The sequence below is a fragment of the Arthrobacter sp. WCS2018Hpa-7 genome (genome assembly GCF_031843805.1).
Classification (GTDB): Bacteria; Actinomycetota; Actinomycetes; order Actinomycetales; family Micrococcaceae; genus Arthrobacter.
On the sequence record NZ_JAVTJB010000014.1, the window covers coordinates 69,765 to 89,351 of the forward strand.

The 19,587-nt window shown below is 63.5% G+C and carries 18 protein-coding genes; 7 read left to right on the forward strand and 11 right to left on the reverse strand.

Going from position 1 to position 19,587, the window contains the following annotated elements; translation table 11 throughout:
- The first annotated feature begins 48 nt into the window (after window positions 1-48).
- Window positions 49-1,380, forward strand: coding sequence for an alpha-hydroxy acid oxidase (locus RQH14_RS15360; protein ID WP_311214039.1), 1,332 nt, complete (start codon window positions 49-51; stop codon window positions 1,378-1,380).
- Between the two features lie 81 nt (window positions 1,381-1,461).
- On the opposite strand, the gene gdhA is transcribed toward RQH14_RS15360, so the two are convergent.
- Together gdhA and RQH14_RS15370 are read right to left on the reverse strand one after the other, a co-directional pair.
- Window positions 1,462-2,799: an NADP-specific glutamate dehydrogenase gene (gene gdhA / locus RQH14_RS15365; RefSeq protein WP_311214040.1), complete on the reverse strand. Its 1,338-nt coding sequence runs from the start codon at window positions 2,797-2,799 to the stop codon at window positions 1,462-1,464.
- Window positions 2,800-3,006: 207 nt separating this feature from the next.
- Window positions 3,007-3,579 carry a metalloregulator ArsR/SmtB family transcription factor gene (locus RQH14_RS15370; protein ID WP_311214041.1) on the reverse strand — a complete coding sequence of 191 codons (573 nt, stop codon included), beginning with the start codon at window positions 3,577-3,579 and terminating at the stop codon, window positions 3,007-3,009.
- A gap of 157 nt (window positions 3,580-3,736) precedes the next feature.
- On the opposite strand from RQH14_RS15370, the gene RQH14_RS15375 reads away from it, so the two are divergent.
- Window positions 3,737-4,213 (forward strand): hypothetical protein, encoded by a 477-nt coding sequence (locus tag RQH14_RS15375; RefSeq protein WP_311214042.1) that lies wholly within the window; start codon window positions 3,737-3,739, stop codon window positions 4,211-4,213.
- A 17-nt stretch (window positions 4,214-4,230) separates the two neighbouring features.
- Here the strand turns inward: RQH14_RS15375 and RQH14_RS15380 are convergent, their stop codons facing one another.
- Window positions 4,231-5,457 (reverse strand): acetoin utilization protein AcuC, encoded by a 1,227-nt coding sequence (locus tag RQH14_RS15380; protein WP_311214043.1) that lies wholly within the window; start codon window positions 5,455-5,457, stop codon window positions 4,231-4,233.
- Between the two features lie 102 nt (window positions 5,458-5,559).
- On the opposite strand from RQH14_RS15380, the gene RQH14_RS15385 reads away from it, so the two are divergent.
- Together RQH14_RS15385 and RQH14_RS15390 are read left to right on the forward strand one after the other, a co-directional pair.
- Window positions 5,560-6,993, forward strand: coding sequence for a potassium transporter TrkG (locus RQH14_RS15385; RefSeq protein WP_311214044.1), 1,434 nt, complete (start codon window positions 5,560-5,562; stop codon window positions 6,991-6,993).
- Window positions 6,994-7,033: 40 nt separating this feature from the next.
- A complete protein-coding gene (locus RQH14_RS15390; RefSeq protein WP_396136312.1) occupies window positions 7,034-7,672 on the forward strand; it encodes a potassium channel family protein in 639 nt (212 codons plus the stop codon).
- 74 nt (window positions 7,673-7,746) lie between these two features.
- Here RQH14_RS15390 and proC read toward each other — a convergent pair whose 3' ends face one another.
- From proC to RQH14_RS15425, 7 genes are all read right to left on the reverse strand, one after another.
- Window positions 7,747-8,577, reverse strand: a complete 831-nt coding sequence (gene proC, locus RQH14_RS15395) for a pyrroline-5-carboxylate reductase (protein WP_311214046.1) — start codon at window positions 8,575-8,577, stop codon at window positions 7,747-7,749.
- A 322-nt stretch (window positions 8,578-8,899) separates the two neighbouring features.
- Window positions 8,900-9,733 carry a sugar phosphate isomerase/epimerase family protein gene (locus tag RQH14_RS15400; RefSeq protein WP_311214047.1) on the reverse strand — a complete coding sequence of 278 codons (834 nt, stop codon included), beginning with the start codon at window positions 9,731-9,733 and terminating at the stop codon, window positions 8,900-8,902.
- Window position 9,734: 1 nt separating this feature from the next.
- Window positions 9,735-10,856, reverse strand: a complete 1,122-nt coding sequence (locus tag RQH14_RS15405) for a Ppx/GppA phosphatase family protein (protein ID WP_311214048.1) — start codon at window positions 10,854-10,856, stop codon at window positions 9,735-9,737.
- Between the two features lie 89 nt (window positions 10,857-10,945).
- Entirely contained in the window at window positions 10,946-11,380 is a 435-nt protein-coding gene (locus RQH14_RS15410) for an SseB family protein (protein ID WP_311214049.1), read from the reverse strand.
- Between the two features lie 66 nt (window positions 11,381-11,446).
- Window positions 11,447-14,170: a type I DNA topoisomerase gene (topA, locus tag RQH14_RS15415; RefSeq protein ID WP_311214050.1), complete on the reverse strand. Its 2,724-nt coding sequence runs from the start codon at window positions 14,168-14,170 to the stop codon at window positions 11,447-11,449.
- A 125-nt stretch (window positions 14,171-14,295) separates the two neighbouring features.
- A complete protein-coding gene (locus tag RQH14_RS15420) occupies window positions 14,296-15,006 on the reverse strand; it encodes a winged helix-turn-helix domain-containing protein (RefSeq protein WP_311214051.1) in 711 nt (236 codons plus the stop codon).
- Window positions 15,007-15,013: 7 nt separating this feature from the next.
- Window positions 15,014-16,663, reverse strand: coding sequence for a methyltransferase (locus RQH14_RS15425; RefSeq protein ID WP_311214052.1), 1,650 nt, complete (start codon window positions 16,661-16,663; stop codon window positions 15,014-15,016).
- Between the two features lie 92 nt (window positions 16,664-16,755).
- Between RQH14_RS15425 and RQH14_RS15430 the strand changes: the two genes are divergently transcribed.
- Complete coding sequence (locus RQH14_RS15430; protein WP_311214053.1) at window positions 16,756-17,199, forward strand: hypothetical protein; 444 nt, start codon at window positions 16,756-16,758, stop codon at window positions 17,197-17,199.
- Window positions 17,200-17,263: 64 nt separating this feature from the next.
- Window positions 17,264-17,794 (forward strand): hypothetical protein, encoded by a 531-nt coding sequence (locus tag RQH14_RS15435; protein WP_311214054.1) that lies wholly within the window; start codon window positions 17,264-17,266, stop codon window positions 17,792-17,794.
- A 7-nt stretch (window positions 17,795-17,801) separates the two neighbouring features.
- Here the strand turns inward: RQH14_RS15435 and RQH14_RS15440 are convergent, their stop codons facing one another.
- On the reverse strand, window positions 17,802-18,698 hold the full coding sequence (locus tag RQH14_RS15440) for a rhodanese-related sulfurtransferase (RefSeq protein ID WP_159707085.1): 897 nt from the start codon (window positions 18,696-18,698) through the stop codon (window positions 17,802-17,804).
- A 160-nt stretch (window positions 18,699-18,858) separates the two neighbouring features.
- Here RQH14_RS15440 and RQH14_RS15445 point away from each other — a divergent pair, with 160 nt between their 5' ends.
- Complete coding sequence (locus tag RQH14_RS15445) at window positions 18,859-19,554, forward strand: GNAT family N-acetyltransferase (protein WP_311214055.1); 696 nt, start codon at window positions 18,859-18,861, stop codon at window positions 19,552-19,554.
- Window positions 19,555-19,587 lie beyond the last annotated feature (33 nt).

Below are 19,587 nucleotides of genomic sequence, written 5' to 3' on the forward strand. Positions count from 1 at the left end.
TGTGGTTAGACCACAGTGGTAAGACCACAGAATTCAAGGGAGAACCGCATGACCGACACCCTCGATCCCAAGATCACGGCCGCGCCCGCCAACGCCGGGAGCGACGAAAACGTGACACGTCCCCCCCAGCCGCGTCCCGCCGTCGGGCTTCCGCCGGCACTGAAGCGCCGCATCCCCAAGGTTTCGGACCTGGCGCCGCTGATGCAGTTCAAGAAGCCCGAATTCAGCAAGACCGCGCGGCTCAAGCGCGCCAGCACCATTTGGGAACTGCGCGACATCGCCAAGCGCCGCACCCCGCAGGCGCCCTTCGACTACACCGACGGCGCCGCCGAAGAAGAGATCACCCTTCGCCGCGCCCGCCAAGCGTTCCAGGACATCGAATTCCGTCCCGGCATCCTGCGCGATGTCTCCAAGATCGATCTCCGCACTGACATCCTGGGCAAGGAATCACGCCTGCCGTTCGGCATCGCACCCACGGGTTTCACGCGCATGATGCAGTCCGAGGGCGAGTACGCCGGGTCGCAGGCCGCTGAAGCTGCGGGCATTCCCTACACCCTGTCCACCATGGGCACTGCGTCCATCGAGGACGTTGCCGCGGCTGCACCGAACGGCCGGAACTGGTTCCAGCTGTACCTGTGGACAGACCGCGACCGCTCCCTGGAATTGATCGAACGCGCCGCCAAAGCGGGCAACGACACCCTCATGGTCACCGTGGACACGGCGGTTGCCGGCGCCCGCCTGCGCGATGTCCGCAACGGCATGACCATCCCGCCGGCGTTGACCATCAAGACCGTCCTGGACGCGTCCTACCGTCCGGCCTGGTGGTTCAACTTCCTCACGCACGAGCCCCTGACCTTCGCTTCGCTTTCGCGTTACACCGGCACCGTGGCCGACCTCATCAACTCGATGTTCGACCCCACCCTGACCTACGAGGACCTGGACTGGCTCCGCGAAACCTGGAAGGGCAAGCTGGTGGTCAAGGGCATCCAGACCGTCGAAGACGCCCGCAAGGTAGTGGACCACGGCGCCGATGGCATCATCCTGTCCAACCACGGCGGTCGCCAGCTGGACCGCGCACCCATCCCGTTCCACCTGCTGCCGGAGGTCACCACGGCACTGAAGGCGGACAACAGCAAGGCCGCGGTCATGCTGGACACGGGCATCATGAGCGGCGCGGACATCGTTGCAGCCCTGGCCTTGGGCGCAGACTTTGCCCTGATCGGCCGCGCGTACCTCTACGGCCTCATGGCCGGTGGACGCGAAGGCGTTGACCGCACCATCCAGATCCTGGAGAAGGACATGACCCGCACCATGGCACTGCTGGGTGTCAGCAAGGTAGCGGACCTGAACCCGGACCACGTGCGGCTGCTCCAGCACTAAACCGCCCCCATGTAGGTAGCAGTAGAGGCCGTTTTGAACGCTCAAAACGGCCTCTACTGCTACCCAGTTGGGTAGGCGGCGCTAGATCAGGCCCTGGGCCAGCATTGCGTCGGCTACCTTGACGAAGCCGCCGATGTTGGCGCCCACCACGTAGTTTCCGGGCGCACCGTATTGCTCGGCAGTCTCGGCGCAGCGATCGTGGATGCCCACCATGATCTCGGTGAGGCGCTGCTCGGTGTGCTCGAAGGACCACGAATCGCGGCTGGCGTTCTGCTGCATCTCCAGCGCGGACGTCGCCACACCACCGGCGTTGGCGGCCTTGCCAGGTCCGAACAGGATCCCGGCTTCCTGGAACACGGAGACAGCGGACCGCGTGGAGGGCATGTTGGCACCCTCGGCCAACGCGATCAGACCGTTGCTGACCAGCTTGGCGGCAGCATCGCCGTCGAGCTCGTTCTGGGTGGCGCACGGAAGCGCGACGGTGCCGTTCACGTCCCACACCGAACCGCCGGCAACATGGCTTGCCCCGCTGCGGCGCGCGGCGTACTCCGTCAGGCGGCCGCGCTCCACTTCCTTGATCTGGCTCAGAAGCGCGACGTCGATCCCCGCCTCGTCCACGATGTAACCGGCGGAGTCGGAACAGGCCACTACGGTGGCGCCGAGGGACTGGGCCTTGGCGATCGCATGGATGGCCACGTTGCCGGAACCGGAGACCACGACGCGCTGGCCATCGAAGGACTGGCCGCGGGTTTTGAGCATCTCCTGGGCGAAGATCACCGTGCCATAACCGGTGGCCTCGGGGCGAACCAGGGAGCCGCCCCACGAAATGCCCTTGCCCGTAAGGACGCCGGATTCATAGCGGTTGGTGATGCGCTTGTACTGGCCGAAGAGGTAGCCGATCTCGCGTCCGCCCACACCGATATCACCGGCGGGAACGTCGGTATATTCACCGATGTGGCGGTACAGCTCAGTCATGAAGGACTGGCAGAAGCGCATGATTTCGGCATCGGAACGTCCGCGGGGATCGAAGTCCGAGCCACCCTTGCCGCCACCGATGGGCATGCCGGTGAGCGCGTTCTTGAAGATCTGCTCAAAGCCGAGGAACTTCACGATTCCCAGGTACACCGAGGGGTGGAAGCGGAGCCCGCCCTTGTAGGGACCGAGCGCGGAGTTGAACTCCACCCGGAAGCCGCGGTTCACGTGGACGCGGCCGGCATCGTCGGTCCACGGGACGCGGAAGATGATCTGGCGCTCCGGTTCGCAAAGACGCTCCAGGACGGCGCCCTCGAGGAACTCAGGATGGCGATCGTGCACGGGGCCGAGGCTTTCGAAGACCTCAGTGACGGCCTGGTGGAATTCCTTCTCCCCCGGATTCCGTGCCAACACGGTGTCGCGGACAGCTTCGAGCCTTGAATCCATGCGTGTTCCTATCCTCAGTGCGCCGACCCGCGGCGAGACGATTAGTCCCGCTCATGGTTGCACCGAGGGACATGGGATCTCCATCCGGAGCCAATGTGACCCTCACAGCTGAGTTAACACAACTGTAGAAAATCGTTGAAAACACAAGGAAACGCAAGGTAAACAACAACTCACAATGTGATGAGGATCACGTTAAGTAGGGGTGCGCTACCGCTTACGCCCGAACTTGGGAAGGTTGGGCAGGTTCGGAAGGTTGGCCAGGAGGTCAGCAGCCTTAGTGGCAGCGCGGCCCACGGTGCGGCCGATCTGCTGGGGAACGGTGTCGTCGGAGGCGGGGTCAAGCGAGACGGGCGTTCCACTCGCGTGGACCTTCACGGCCTGCCCAATGGCGTCGGCACGGTTGGGGGCTGATGCGACGTCGGCCTCCGCGGGGGCCGCTGTGGCGGCCACGGGCACTGCCGTTGCGGCAGCGGCAGAAGCCTCCGCAGCAGCAGGCACGACGACGGCGGGAGCCGGGGTTCCGACGTCGAACGTTTCAAGCCAGCTCGCGACGCCGGCAAGCGGCTTGGGATTCAGGGCATAGAAGCGCTTCTGGCCTTGGGCGCGCATGCTGACCAGATCAGCCTCGCGGAGCACCTTCAGATGCTTGGAGATTGTGGGTTGGCTCGCAGCCAGTTCTTCCACCAGTTCGCCTACTGCTTTATCCCCAGAGCGGAGGGAGACCAGGATGTCGCGCCTGGTTGCCTCAGCTATGACGGCAAATACGTCGTCAGTCACCATGCCTCCCACCCTAGCGACATATACGCCAATTGGCATCCCTGTTTCCTGCCACGACGGGTACCAAATCGTTGACCCTTTGGTGGGCCGATGCTACAACGGAGACACGGTCCGTCCGGGCTCCCAGGCCCCGGCCGCCACAAGCACGGGGTGCATGGCCATGACTGAATTTTTTCGGCGTCGCATCTTTGACATCATTGCCGGCGTGTTCCTCGCCTTGTTCGTCCTCGTGTGGACCACTGTCCTGGTGCGGGTAGGGACATGGGTGCCCACGGGAACGGCCGAGTCTCCGGAATTGAACGGCGCCCTGGTGACCGCCGCGGGAGTCCTCGCCACGTCGCTGAGTTCACTGACGGCGTCGGCCCTGGGCTTCACCATTTCCGAGGTCAAACGTGACAATGCCGACGCCGGCGCTCCCAGTCCGTTGGTCAGCCCGGCAGACGTGGCCACGAGGCTTTCCGGGCGGGTGATCTTCGCGATCATGGTCTACATGACCATGGGCATGCTGGTCCTGGTGCTGTGGCTCTTCAAGGGGCAAGCGTCCACGGACCTCATCGGTGCGTTCGCGCTCTCGCTGCTCGGTTGGCTGGTAGGGGCCGCCGGGGTGGTTTTCCAGACGGAGAGGACCGGGGCGTAGCTTTTGGGAGCGAAGCGTCAGTCGAACCAGGGGTCCAAGCCATACAGGGGGAAGATTTCCTTGCGCGTGGCAATGACCGTCCGGTCCACCTCGTCCGCGGGGTCGTAGCCCACCTCCCAGGAGCGCCACCACACGTCCACGTCGTCGCCCATGGACTCCGGAGCCCACACGCCGTAGGTTTCGCGCACATACGTCCGCCAGGCTTCCGGCACGGGCATACTGAGCGGCACCGGACGTTGGGTGACCATTCCGATCAGGTGGCTCCACGCGCGCGGCACAACACCGGTGACGTCATAGCCGCCACCGCCCGTAGCGATCCAGCGGTTGTCGCAATAGCGGGCGGCAAGGCTCGCGACGGCGGACGCGGCCTCGCGCTGTCCGTCGATGCTGAGGGTCAGGTGGGTCAGGGGATCGTCCCGATGGGAATCGCAGCCGTGTTGGCTCACGATCACCTCGGGTTGGAAGGCACCCACGAGCTGCGGGACCACGGCGTGGAAGGCCCGCAGCCAGGCCGCGTCCCCCGTGAAAGTAGGGAGCGCAACATTGACCGCGGTACCGGGTGCGTCCGGCCCGCCGGTTTCATTGGCAAAGCCGGTGCCGGGGAAGAGCGAGAGGCCCGTCTCGTGGAGGCTGATGGTCATGACGCGGGGATCGTTCCAGAAGATACTCTGCGTCCCATCGCCGTGGTGCGCATCGACGTCGATACTGACGATCCTTTGCACCCCGCCGTCGAGCAGTCGTTGGATGGCCAGCGCGACGTCGTTGTAGACGCAGAAGCCGCTTGCCCGCTCGCGTGCAGCATGGTGCATCCCGCCACTGAAGTTCACGGCGCGGACGGCTCGGCCCGAAAGGATGGTGTCAGCCGCCAGCAGCGAACCACCGGCAAGGCGGGCACTGGCCTCGTGCATCCCGGCGAACGCGGGATCGTCCTCCGTGCCCAGGCCACGGCTTTCGTCCGGCGTGGACGGATCCTCGCTGACACGTCGAACAGCGTCGACGTAACCGGCGCTGTGGACGGTTAAAAGTTCGACGTCGGATGCCACAGCGGGTGCCTCGACGGCCACATGCTGGTGTCCGAACAGTCCCAGGGACTCGGCAAGGCGCGCTGTCAGTTCCAGCCGCTGCGGTGCCATGGGGTGGCCGGGGCCAAAATTGTAGGCAGTCATGGCTGGGTCCCACACCACCGTCGTTGGCAGTGCGGAGCGCGTAATGCTGGAAGCCGGTGTTCCAAGCCTGGAGTTCATCCAGAACAGGCTACCTGAGCCTGGCGGACCCTACTGCCCGGTTACGCCGCGGGAATAGTGGTTTACTACTCAGGAAAGCTTGTTCAACCGAGGAAGAGCGCCATGTCTCAAAGCCAGTCGCGGTCCACGAGCCCGGCCAACTGGCAACCCAACCAGCAGGAGCGGGAAGGTCTCTGGATCTTTACCCGCGTGCGCGACTTCATCGACAACATTGCCAACACCTCACCGGCCCGCTTGGCGTTGACCGTCTTCGCTGTGGTGATCCTGGTCTTTACCGGTTTGTTGTCCCTGCCTGCGGCTTCCTCCGCAGGCACTGTCACGCCCCTGCACCAAGCCATGTTCACGGCAGTTTCCAGCGTGTGCGTCACCGGGTTGACGGTGGTTTCCACCGCCACGCACTGGACGTTCTTTGGCCAACTGGTCATTCTGATCGGTATCTTCGTGGGTGGTCTCGGCACCTTGACTCTGGCCTCGCTGTTGGCCCTCATGGTCAGCAAACGGCTGGGTGTGCGCGGCAAGCTGATCGCCCAGGAAGCCATGAACAACGCGGGCCGACTCGGTGAAGTGGGTACCCTGCTCCGGATCGTGATCGTGACTTCGGTGGTGATTGAGGCCGCCCTGGCCATCGTGCTGATTCCCCGTTTCATGGTGCTCGGTGAGAGCTTCTGGCAATCCGTATGGCACGGCGTCTTCTATTCGATTTCCGCGTTCAACAACGCCGGATTCACGCCGCACTCCGATGGCATCGTCCCGTACGAGACCGATCTGTGGATTCTCATCCCGCTGATGTTGGGCGTGTTCCTGGGCAGCCTCGGCTTCCCTGTGGTGATGGTGCTCCAGCAGAACGGGCTCAACTGGAAGAAGTGGAACCTCCACACCAAGCTCACCATCCAGGTCTCGTTCATCCTGCTGGCAGCGGGCACGGTCCTGTGGGGCTTGATGGAGTGGGACAACGTGCGGACCATCGGCACCATGGACCTCGGCGACAAGATCACCCATTCGCTGTTCGCGTCTGTGATGACGCGATCGGGCGGCTTCAACCTGGTGGACCAGAACCACATGGAATCCACCACCATGCTCCTCACCGACGCCCTGATGTTCGCCGGCGGCGGCTCTGCGTCCACGGCCGGCGGCATCAAGGTGACCACCATCGCCGTCATGTTCCTGGCCATCATGGCCGAAGCCCGCGGCGACGCCGACGTGAAAGTCTATGGCCGCACCATCCCCCAGGGCACCATGCGCGTGGCCATCTCGGTGATCGTCGCCGGCGCCACCTTGGTGTCGGTGGCCGCGTTCCTGCTGCTCTCCATCAGCGGAGCGTCGTTGGACCGGGTGCTCTTCGAATCCATTTCCGCCTTCGCCACCGTGGGACTGAGCACCAACCTCAGTGCCGAGCTGCCGCCGTCGGGCGTTTATGTCCTCACCGCTTTGATGTTTGCCGGCCGCGTCGGCACCGTAACCCTTGCCGCCGGTCTGGCCCTGCGCCAGCGCAGCCAGCTGTACCACTACCCGGAAGAGAGGCCAATCATTGGCTAGTACCACGGGGGCTGGCAACCGCCCCGCACACAACGCACCAGTGCTGGTCATTGGCCTCGGCCGGTTCGGATCCGCCACCGCTGACCAGCTGGTCAAGCAGGGCCGTGAAGTCCTGGCCATCGAACGTGACCGCACGCTCGTCCAAAAGTGGGCACCCGTGCTGACTCACGTGGTGGAGGCCGACGCCACCAACATCGACGCCCTCCGACAACTCGGCGCCCAGGAGTTCAGCTCAGCCGTAGTCGGCGTGGGCACTTCCATCGAGTCCTCGGTGCTCATCACCGTGAACCTGGTGGACCTGGGCATCCAGCATCTGTGGGTCAAGGCCATCACGCCCTCGCACGGCAAGATCCTCACCCGCATCGGCGCCAACCACGTGATCTACCCCGAGGCAGACGCTGGAGTCCGCGCAGCGCACCTGGTGTCCGGGCGCATGCTGGACTTCATCGAGTTCGACGACGACTACGCGATCGTCAAAATGTACCCGCCAAAGGAAACCGTGGGCTTCACCCTGGAGGAATCCAAGGTCCGTTCCAAGTACGGCGTGACCATTGTCGGCGTGAAAACACCGGGTGAGGACTTCACGTACGCGCGGCCGGAAACCAAAGTGTCCGGCCACGACATGTTGATCGTGTCCGGACACGTGGACCTGCTGGAGCGCTTCGCAGCGCGCCCGTAGCCGATGGAGTTTTTGTACAGCTAACGCCCTTTAGACGCGCTCTTAGCAGCATCAGCTGTACAAAAACTCCGAGGTTAGCCGAGCTGCTTGGTGATTTCTGCTGCCCGGGCGGCAGCGGCGCGGGCGCCGTCGGCGATGATCCTGGGGATCCCGCCGTCGTCAAAAGTGGCAATGGCCCGCTCGGTGGTGCCCTTGGGGCTGGTGACGGCGACGCGAAGTGCGGTGGGATCTGCTCCCGGTTCGGCCAACATGAAGCCGGCTCCCGCCACGGTTTCGCGGGCCAGCATGACGGACAGTTCCTGGTCCAGGCCGAGTTCGACGCCGGCAGCAGCCATGGCCTCTGCCAGATAGAACGCGTAGGCCGGGCCGGAACCACTGATGGCGGACAGGGCGTCCACCTGTTCTTCGGGAATCTCCACCACCCTGCCGGCACCTGCCAGCGCCGTCTTGGCTTTTTCGAGCTGCTCAGGCGTGCAGTGGGTTCCCGGGGAGACAGAAATGACGCCGCGGCCGAGCCGTGAGGGCGTATTGGGCATGGTCCGGATCACCGGCTGGCCGTCCGGCAGCGCTGCTTCAAGCTGGGCGATGGAAACCGCTGCGGCTACGCTGACAACAATCGTGTTCTTCCCCAGGGCCGGGCTGATCTCCCGTGCCAGGTCCAGGATGCCCACCGGCTTGACGCCCAGGATGACCATGCCCGAGCCCTTGGTGGCCAGCTTGTTGTTGTCCGGCTCCTCTTCGCCTGCGATGGCCATGACGCCATGACGCTGGGCCAGTTCGTCGGCCCGCTCAGCGCGGCGGACGGTGGCGACAATGTCTGAAGGGTCCGTCCCTGCGGCGAGCAGGCCTCCCAGGATTGCCTCGTTCATGGATCCACAGCCAAGGAATGCGATTCGGTTGCTCATGGCTCCATCATTGCAGTTGGCCTTGGACGGGGTCTAACGGATTCCAGATTCACAGCTTGCTCACAAGGTTATTGCAGGCAGCACTCATGGTTGGTCCGTAACTTAGTAGTTACCTCATTGAGGGTGCGAGTGATGAGGCGGGCATGGGGATGTCCGCCACAAGCACCGGTGGCCGGGCGGGTTTTCCCCCATTTCCCGATTCGGCCGCCGGTGCTTTCGCTTTTAAGCACTGCCGCGGCCGCGCCAAACCCGCAGTTGCCCGCCTGACACACCGGTGTGGGCGCGTCAGGCGAACAAGCCCCAGGACCAGCGTTCGACGCCGTTAGTTGTCTACGCTGCGCAGGAGCGGAACGCTGAGGTGCTGCCGCGCGAAGCGCAGGGTTTCCGCCAACATTTCCTCACGCTCCCCCGCTACCTTCGCCTTGCGGGTTGAAATCTCCGCCACCACCACGCCGTCGAAACCCGTGGATGCCAAGTGCTGGAGGGCGTCCGCGCACTGCTGCGTACCGGTACCGGGCACCAGGTGCTCGTCCTTGCCTGACCCCGACCCGTCCGTGAGGTGGACGTGCCGGAGCTTGCTGCCCAGGGCCTTGAGGGCTTCCAAACTGTTGGCCCCGGCAGTGGCTGCGTGCGAGAAGTCCCACGTGACGTCGTCGTAATCCTGGCCCAGCGGATCCCAGTGCGGCAGGTAGGCCACCGCTTCCCGGCCGCGGACACGCCATGGGTACATGTTCTCCACGGCGATATGCACCTGGTACATGGCCGCGATCTCCCGGACGCCTTCCACGAAGTTCTCGGCGTAGTTGGACTGCCAGCGGAACGGCGGGTGGACCACTACGGTGTCGCAACCAACATCCGCGGCCATCTGGCACGACTTCTCAATCTTGTTCCACGCAGTGCCCCACACCTGTTGCGTCAGCAGCAAGGTGGGCGCGTGGATGGAGACGATTTCCTGGTGGTAGCGGTGGCTCAACTGGACCAGGGCGTCCGGGTTCTGACTCACCGCGTTGTTGGTGACCATCACCTCCACGCCCTCGTAACCCAGGTCCTGCGCCACGGCAAAAGCGTCGTGGACGCTCAGGGGGTAGACGGACGCGCTGGACAGCGCTACGGGGATCTGGCGGTCATTCACTTCAGGTTCGACGTCGTTGCTCATCTCAGGAGGCCAGCCCGCCTGCCACAGGGGCTGGGATTGGTGCAGGGGACGGCGTATTTACGGGGACAGGAAATTCCCTGACTCCGGGGTGGGAATCATCAGTATCCACCGTCTTGGCACCGTCCTTGGCTGCTTTCTTTTTTGACTTGTCCTTCTTCCGCTTGCCCACGTGGGGAGCGGGATCCAGGGCCTCTTCGAAGACCAGCTGGTCAAGCCGCCGCAGGATCAGGCCTTCCCGCAGCGCCCACGGACATATTTCCATGGTGGGGAACTCAAAGAGCTCCAGCGCGGCCTCGGCCACCAGTGCGCCCGCCAAGAGTTGGCGGGCACGGGCATCCGAGACGCCCGGGAGGTACAGCCTGTCCTCCACCGTCATGGCGGAAATGCGCTGGGCCCAAAGACCGAGGTCCGCTGCGTGGAGTTCGCGCTTCACGTATGGTCCGGCTGCGCTCGGAGCGGCACCGGCGATACGGGCCAGCGAACGGAAGGTCTTGGAGGTGCCCGCTACCAGGTTCGCGCGGCCCAGTTCGTGGAAATTGCGGACCACAGGCTTCAGCGTGGAACGGATGTAGCGACGCAGTTCCTTGACGCTTTTGGCTGTTGGAGGATCATCGTGCAGCCAGTCCCGCGTCAGGCGGCTGGCACCCAGCGGAACGGAGGTGGCGAACTCCGGGAGTTCGTCCGTTCCGTAGGCCATTTCAAACGAGCCGCCTCCGATGTCCAGGTCCAGGATGGGCCCTGCGCCCCATCCATACCAACGGCGGACGGCGAAGAAGGTCATGGAGGCTTCTTCGCTGCCCGTGAGTTCCTGGAGGGTCACCGTGGTTTCGTGTTTCACCCTGGCCAGGACTTCCGGGCCGTTGGTGGCCTCGCGGATGGCCGACGTACAGAACGCCAGGAGGTCCTCCGCTTTGTGGCTGGCCGCGAACTCCCAGGCTTCCAGCACGAACTCGATGAGCTCGTGCTGGCCGGCGTCGTTGATGTTGCCGTCACCGTCAAGGTATTGCACCAAGGACAGCGGACGTTTATGGGATGCGAAAGCCACCGGGCGCGCGCCCGGATGAGCATCCACAAGCAGCAGATGGACGGTGTTGGAACCGATGTCTAGAACGCCAAGACGCATTCTGCCATTATTCACCGATTCGAAGCCCGCGAAGCAACTTGGCGACGACGTTTCGTCGACGGAAGGGTGGCCGAATGGTGGGGCCGGCCCTATTCCGCGGGCTGCCCTGCTTCGTCAGCACGCTTGAAGTCACGGCGGATATTGGCGATGCCTTCGGGATCAATTTCGAAGCCGAACTCGCTGCCCGGGTTGATGACCATGCCAAGTTCATCACCGATGTTGCCCAGGATCGCCGAGCCCATGGTGCCCAGGACGTGCGGGGCTGCTTCGAGGAAGCGCTCATCGACGCGGCTCGGGTGGCTGAAGACTGCAAGGACGGGTTGGCCGTCGGCGTTGGAAAGCACCAGCGGCTCCACCGACGAGTCCGGGCCGTCCACGGCTTCGGAGCTGACCAGGTAGACCTCGTTGTTGAGGAAAGCGAGGATGACATCCACCGGGTTGGCGTCCGGCTGTTCGGCCGAGGCGAGCTTCGCCTCGAGGTCGTTCAAGGGTTCGTTGTCCGGTGAAACGGTCTGTTCAGTCATGGTTCTACTCGACCACGATGCCGGCCGGGACGCAATTCGCGCATGCTGTCCCGGCCTTCGGTGAAGCTACTTCTTGGCTGCGGTCTTCCTCGCCGGTGCTTTGCGGGTGGTGGTCCGCTTGACCGGGCCCTTGGCCCGCTTTTCTGCCAAAAGTTCGACGGCGCGTTCCCGGGTCAGTTCCTCCAGCGAGGTGGTGCGCGGGACCGTGATGTTGGTGATGCCGTCTGTGATGTAGGGGCCGAAGCGGCCTTCCTTCACCACGATGTTCTTTTCCGAAACAGGGTCCGGGCCGAACTCGGCAAGCGGCGGTACAGCCGCACGGGCGCCCCGCTGCTTGGGCTGCGAATAGATCTCCAGTGCCTGTTCCAGGGTGATCGTGAAGATTTCCTCTTCCGATCCGATGGAGCGGGAATCCGTGCCCTTCTTCAGGTACGGACCAAACCGCCCGTTCTGCACCGTGATGGGGTTGCCTTCAGCATCCTCACCGAGGACGCGCGGCAGGCTCATGAGCTGCAGCGCCTCGTCCAAGGTGACCGAGTCCACGCTCATCGACGCGAACAGCGAACCTGTGCGCGGCTTGGCCTTGACGGGCTTCTTGGGCGGCTTCGGCTTGCCGTTCTTGTAGTACTCAACGGGCTGGTTGGCCAACTGTTCCTCGGTCATCTCCGGGATGATCTCGGTGACGTAGGCTCCGTAGCGGCCGTTCTTCGCCACCACGGTGTGCCCGGTGTGCGGATCAGCGCCCAGGACGCGTTCCTCCGGGGCAGCAGTCTCCATGAGCTCAATGGCCTTGGCGGCCGTGAGCTCATCGGGAGCAAGTTCCTCGGGGACGTTGGCCCGGGAGGACTCAACTACCTCGCCGGTCTTCTCGTCGATGGTCGGGATCGAGCTTTCCAGGTAGGGCCCGAACTTGCCGACGCGCAGTGTGATGCCTTCGGCGATGGGCACGGAGTTGATCTCGCGGGCGTCGATTTCGCCGAGGTTGTTCACGATGCTCAACAGGCCGGGATCGGCGTCTTCACCGTAGTAGAAGTGCTTGAGCCAGGCAGCGCCTGCGGCCTGGCCATTGGCGATCTTGTCCAGGTCGCCTTCCATGTCCGCGGTGAACTCGTAGTCCACGTAGTCCGTGAAGTGCTGTTCCAGCAAACGGATCACCGAGAAAGCGATCCAGCTCGGTACCAGGGCGGAACCCTGTTTCCGGACATAACCGCGGTCCTGGATGGTGGAGATCGTGGAGGCATAGGTGGACGGACGGCCAATGCCACGCTTTTCCAGTTCAGCAGTCAGCGATGCTTCGGTGTACCGCGGCGGAGGTGACGTTTCGTGGCCAACAGCCAGGATGTCGGACGCTTTCAGGGAATCGCCCTTGGCAACGTTTGGCAGGCGCCGTGCTTCGTCCGATTCCTCGTCCCCACGGCTCTCGTCCTTGCCCTCTTCGTAGGCGGCCAGGAAGCCGGGGAAGGTGATGACAGTACCGGAAGCCGAGAATTCGGCGTCGCGTCCGTCAGCGGCCACCGCACCGAGGCGGATGGTGGCGGTGGAGCCCTTGGCGTCGGCCATCTGCGAGGCGACGGTGCGCTTCCAGATGAGCTCGTACAGCCGGAACTCATCGCCGCTCAACTGCTTGGCCACCTGTGCCGGGGTGCGGAAGGAGTCTCCTGCGGGACGGATGGCCTCGTGCGCTTCCTGGGCGTTGGCGGCCTTGTTGGCGTAAACGCGCGGGCTCTGGGGCACGTACTCGGGGCCGTAGAGCTCTGCCGCCTGGCGGCGGGATGCCGTCAGGGCCTCATCGCTCAACGCCGACGAGTCGGTACGCATATAAGTGATGTAGCCGTTTTCATACAGGCGCTGGGCTACCTGCATGGTGCTCTTGGAGGAGAAGCGGAGCTTGCGGCCGGCTTCCTGCTGCAGCGTCGACGTGGTGAACGGTGCGGCCGGACGGCGGGTGTACGGCTTGGTATCTACGGAGCGTACGCGGAATTCGGCGTTTTCCAGGCCCGAGGCCAAGGACGTGGCGAGTTCCTCGTTGAGGTGCACCACGGTAGAGGAGGTGAGCTGGCCGTTGTCATTGAAATCACGGCCGCTGGCAACTTTGGAACCGTCCACAGCTGCAAGCTTGGCCTTGAAGGAACCCGAGTCGGCACCGAACTGGCCCGTCAGGTCCCAATAGGACGCTGCCCGGAAGGCCATGCGTTCACGTTCGCGGTCCACCACCATGCGGGTCACCACGGACTGCACACGGCCGGCCGAGAGCCCGCGGGCAACTTTGCGCCACAGGACAGGAGAGATCTCGTAGCCGTACAGGCGGTCGAGGATGCGGCGGGTTTCCTGGGCATCGACCAAAGCGGTGTCTACATCGCGCAGGTTATCCATGGCACGGTGGATGGCTTCCTTGGTGATTTCACCAAAGGTCATGCGATAGACGGGAACCTTGGGCTTCAGGACCTCCAGGAGGTGCCACGCGATGGCCTCGCCTTCGCGGTCCCCATCGGTTGCGAGGTAGAGCGCATCAGCGTCTTTCAGCTGGGCCTTGAGCTCGGCAACCTTTTTCTTCTTGTCCGGGGAGACAACGTAGTACGGCTTGAAGTCGTTTTCGATGTCGACGGCGAACTTGCCCAGCGAGGTCTTCTTCAGTTCTGCAGGGAGATCAGACGGCTGCGGGAGGTCCCGGATGTGGCCGATGGAAGCCTCGACGATGAAGCCTTCGCCAAGGTACTTGGCGATGGTCTTACTCTTGGCGGGAGACTCCACGATCACGAGTTTCTTGCCGGTTTTTGCCTTGCTGGGCACGGTGCTCCTACAGAAAAAATGTGTAATTGGGCTGCTGCCCATATTGGCCTAGTTCACCATAGTTTGCAGAATCCTGCGTTTTGGTACGGAAACCAGGGCGGTCATTCGGTGACCGGGCCGGAGGGTTATTGCCCGGGTGCCACGCGGTCATCCGGGATCATTGACCACAAGGTTGCCACACGTTCGGCACCTTCGGGAATCTGCGTGGGATCCTCGAGCTCGTACTCCCTTACTACCTCGCGGATTCTGTCCGCCAGTTCCTTCCGTTGCGGGTTGGTGAGATAAAGCAGGTTGCTGGAGAGGACCACCGATACCGGTTCGTCTCCCCCTTCACCGCGCTGGCGGCGTTCCCCCCGGGCTTTGGCGAAGGCCGAAGCGCGTCGACGGAATGCATCGAGCTCCAGGTCAACCACGGCAATCTCGGGGCTGGCGACGCTGCCTCCCGAAATGGTGAAGTCCGTTCCGGCCGCTTTCCAACGCCGCTCACGTGCATCGCCGGCATTTTCTGCCGGTGCCACGATTCCCCATTTCTGGAGGGCGCGGAGGTGGTAGCTCATGGCGCTGGGGGTGAGGCCGGTCCGGGCAGCGAGTTCGGTTGCTGTGTGGCTCACCTGGGTGGCGTAAAGCTCTGAGATGACCTCGATGCGGGCAGCGTGCGCCAAGGCACGGATGGCCTTGGGATCGGTGATCTCAACCGTCGTCTCGGCCCGCTTCCGCCGCGGAACGTCGCCTGACGTTTGGGATGTCTCGTTGTTCGCAATCACTTGATCAGTGTAGTCAGGGTCACTTGCGGGACCATCGGAGTTCGTCTCCGGCGGCGTCGCGTCGCTGCTCATTCGCTGCTCATTCGTGGGTCTGCGCTGGGTCCGGGAGCAGGAAACCCTCAAGGACGAGGTTGGTCACGTCCCGGTAAAGGCCCTCCCTGAAAGCATCCTCGTCAAAGTCCTCGCCCCCGCCCAACAGCGACACCAGGGCCGCGACGATTTGGCGGACCGACAACTGTCCGTCGCAGGCAGAGGCGAAACCCGCGAGCTCCGTGCTGAGCAGATTGGTCCTTCGGAGGCCTGCCCCCTGCCTCAGGAGAATGACACCGGGGTGGGCAGCTCCAGGTCGCTGGTGGCGTTCTTCGGTCACGTCCTCCGCCACTACCAGATGTGCTTCGGCCACCGGGTTGGCGGCCACCCAATCGGCCCGTTCCACGGCCGCGCCCAGATGTGGCCCGATGGGTTGTTCAAGGGGATAGGTGATCTCTTCGAAGCGGTTGATGACGGGTCGGTGTCCGGGCTCGGGACGGCGCAGCCAGATCATGCCGAAGCCAACCCCCTCGACATTCCTGGAGGCAAAGTCATCAAGGTAGGCGGCGTACGACTCCTTGTACTGCTCACGGTCACGGTTCTGCGAGGCATCCTGCAGCCAGGTCTCGGCATACTGTTCCGGATCCACTTGCTCGCGCTGGATGAACCACACGTCAAGCCCCGAGTCCTTAAGCCACGCAGTGGGACGGTCGTTCCAGTCCGACCCCTCGGAAACCTCCCAGTTGCCCAGCATTTGCGCTGTGCCCCCAGGTTCCAGGACGTTGGCGAGGGATTGCACCAGCGCCGCCACGATCCCGTCACCGGGAAGTCCGCCGTCACGGTAGGTGAACTGGTCCGACGATGATTCCCCTCCCGTCCTGGGTGTGATCACGAAGGGAGGGTTGGACACCACCAAGCCGAACTGTTCGCCCTCCACAGGTTCCAGGAGCGATCCCAGGCGCAGGCTCACCCGGCTTTCCAAATCCTGGGGATCCAGCTCAAGCTCCGCCGCGTTCAGCAGCAGGTTGAACCGGGTAAAGGCCAGAGCCCTCGCGGAGATGTCCGTAGCTGTAACGTGCTCGCAATGGTGCAGGAGGTGGAAGGTCTGGATCCCGCACCCGGTCCCCAGGTCCAGGGCGCGTTTGGTGTGTTGCCTGAAGGTGGTTTGGACCAGCGTTGTGGAAGCGCGCCCGATGCCCAGGACGTGGTCATGACGCAGGACTCCCGGCTGCTGGTGGGCTGCGAGGTCACTGGCAACCCAGAGCTCGGCACCGCCACTGCCGTCTGCGTTCGCATCCCAACCGTAGGGGCGCAAGTCCACCGTGACCCGGACGACCCCAGCATCCACGGCGGCCAGGCCGAGTTCCACGAGTCCTTGGGTACGGATTCCGGGCAGGGCGGAGTCGACGTCAGCCACGGACTGCGGGATGGCGAGCAACCAGAGACGGACAATCACAGTCAGTGACCGGACAGCAGGATCCGGCGAGTCCAGCAGCCGCTCTGTGGCAAGGAGTGCCGGAACCACTTGGTCCCTGCTGAGCGCTGCTGAGGCCGACTCCCCCAGCAGGGCAGCCACGCCGTCCACGGTGTAGGAGAGGGCGCGAAGGTCCCCGGCAAGCACCTGGAGCAGCCCGGGTTGGTCGCTGCGGGGAGCATCGTCAGTGTTGCCGGCGGTAAACAAGAATGCTGTGTCAGTCACCCTGCAAGTGTAGGTGCGGCCCGCTGGGCCGGGCGGTGCCGTTCCGGGCTATGTGGACAAAGGACGCCGCTGGAACCCGGTAGCGTGGAATCATGCTCAACTTCTCCTCCACAAGGCGCCGCGCGGGCCTTGGTGCCCTGGCCGCTGCTGTCCTGCTGGGGGTCAGCGCCTGCCAGGCGCCGGTCAACATCGCAGATGCAGACGTTCCCGCTTGGAAGGAAAAGGTCCTCCCGGCAACAAGCGGCGCGGTCCTGGAGGACTCCGGCAAGATCCTCAACCGGGATCCCGTGGTCAAGGAATCGCCCAGCGTGCCCGCCGGGACCTATACGCTCACCATGGCGTGCGACGGCGGCGGCAAGGCCTACTTCGCAGTCTCCTCGAGCGGAAACAAAATCGCCGATGCGGCTGCAGCATGCAACGGCAGCCTCGATGTGGTGAAAATCAAAGTGCCTGCCGCCGGCCCTCTCAACATCTCGACAAGCAGCGTCGATGCCCCACTGATCTACGCATATCACCTGGCTCCGACGGCAGTCTAGAAGGCCCCGGATTCTTCCACCGACAAGTCTTCAGACAATGGCCGCCCGGGCGTAAAGTCAGTCCATGGGCAGCAAGGCAGCTTGCTCGGTGATGTCACAGCGGCTGGCGAGGGCCGCCGTCGTGCTTCTCGTTGTCCTGTGCGGCGGCATTGCCGGTTGCGAATATACCTACGAGGACGGTGGGAGGCCGGAGGCCACCGCCACCTCCACTGCAGGAAACGTCGCACTTCCGCCCGATCCGGCCCTTGAAGAAACGGTCACCGGCGAAGCCCTTGACGAATGGGCGAAGGCTGCGTTGCCTGAGTCGCAAGGTCAGTCGTTCTACTCGAGCAGCGGCTACCTGAACCCCGGTGAGTCCAAGTCCGAGCAAACGGTGCAGCTGCCCGGAGGAACATACGCCGTGACTCTGGCATGCCGTGGTACCCGCCGGGTGACGTTCGCCGTGACGTTGAACGATGTGGCCCTGGTGGACCTGACGTTGGGGTGTGCCAACGCGCGGGTAAGCGTGGTTCAGCTGGACAAGGACGCCATCCTGTCCATCACCGTCGGTTCCAGGTCCGATGCCAATTTTGCCTACCGGGTAAGCAGGCTTTGAGGCCGCACTACGCGGCTTCGCAGCCTCCGGGGCAGCGCAGCGTTTCCGGGCTTGAGGCGCATTCGGCACAGTACAGCGTCAGGGTGCGGCAGCTGAGGTTGGAGCAATTCTCGAACTTGTTGGTGGGAGCAGCGCAGCGGACGCATTCGCCGATGGTTTTGGCGTCTTCGCTGAACTCGACGTGCATGCGCTTGTCGAAGACATAAAGGGAACCTTCCCAGAGCCCCTTGTCCTTGAACGTTTCTCCGTAGCGGACAATCCCGCCATCCAGTTGGTAGACCTCTTTGAAGCCCCTGTTGACCATCAGGCTGGACAAGACCTCGCAACGGATTCCACCGGTGCAATAGGTGACCACCGGTTTATCCTTGAGGTCGTCGTACTTGCCCGAGTCAAGTTCCTTGATGAAGTCGTGCGTGGTGTCTACGTCCGGAACGATCGCATCCTTGAACTTGCCAATCTGTGCCTCGAAGGCGTTGCGGCCGTCAAAGAACACCACGTCCTCGCCACTGGACTTCCTGGCCTCCACCAGCGCGTGGAGTTCCTCCGGCTGCAGGTGCTTGCCGCCGCCCACCACGCCGTTGTCGTCAACCTTCAGTTCCCCGGGAGCGCCGAACGACACGATTTCATCGCGGACCTTGACGCTGAGGCGCGGGAAATCTGCGGCGCCGCCCTCGGACCACTTGAAGTCGATCCCATGGAAGCCCTTATATTCACGCGTGGTCTTCACGTACTGCTTCATGTTGTTCAGCTCGCCGCCCACCGTGGCATTGATGCCGTCCTTCGATATGAGGATCCGGCCGGTGAGGCCCAGTTTTTCGCAGAGGGCGCGCTGCCACAGACGCACGGCGTCGGGGTCGGCGATCGGAGTAAAGCCATAGAAGAGCACAATTCGGTTCAAAGCCACTATTCAAGGGTACTTGGTGCAGTAAAATCGCCGGCCGGACACAACTTCCTGACCGGCTGGCGGAGCGCCTGCCGGTAGGAGAAGTCACAATTCCATAAGCAAGCATTCCGGGGCTGATCCGGCTCTGTTGCTTCATGGTGCGCTGGCATACTCTCTCTACATGAGTCCAGACGCCTTGGTTGAAGATATTGCGCATCTTTTGGAAGTCTGGGTAGCCGGCTGGTCCGGCTGCCGCGGCTATGAATCACGTCTGGAGGGCCGCTTTCCTGCTGCACTTCGTGCCGACAAAACCGGTGACTGGGAGTATTTTGCCCATGATCCTTCGGACGAAGAGTTCACTGCCCTGGCGGGCAAGACCGCAGAGGCTCCCACTCGGATCCTGACGGTCCTCACCAACGACGTCCAACGCTACAAGTACCTGGCTGAACAGCACGGGCTGACCGTGACGTCGGCATCGCAAACCATGATGATCGTGGACATGGAGACCCAGGATTCCGAGGATCCGTGGCTGCCCGACGACGACCTTGAACTCGCCACCTCCGAATCCAACGGAGTCCACTACGCCGTGGTCCATTCCGGCGAGCAGGTGGCTGCCAGCGGACGGGTCTTCGTGGTGGACCGTACCGCCGTCTTCGACAAGATCGTCACCGAACCGGACTTCCAGCGCCGTGGATTGGGAAGCTTCATCATGAAGGCCCTCGCCGCCCAAGCGTTCTCGCATGATGTGGAGAACGGGCTTTTGCTGGCATCCCTTGACGGCCAGAAGCTTTACTCCCATCTTGGCTGGGACGTGGTGTGCCACGTACTCATGATGTCCTCCAGCGGCGCTGAAGGGTCCGACCTTTCAGGGGCGTAACTGCTCGGTCCGACAGCTGGTTGAGCCAGGTCC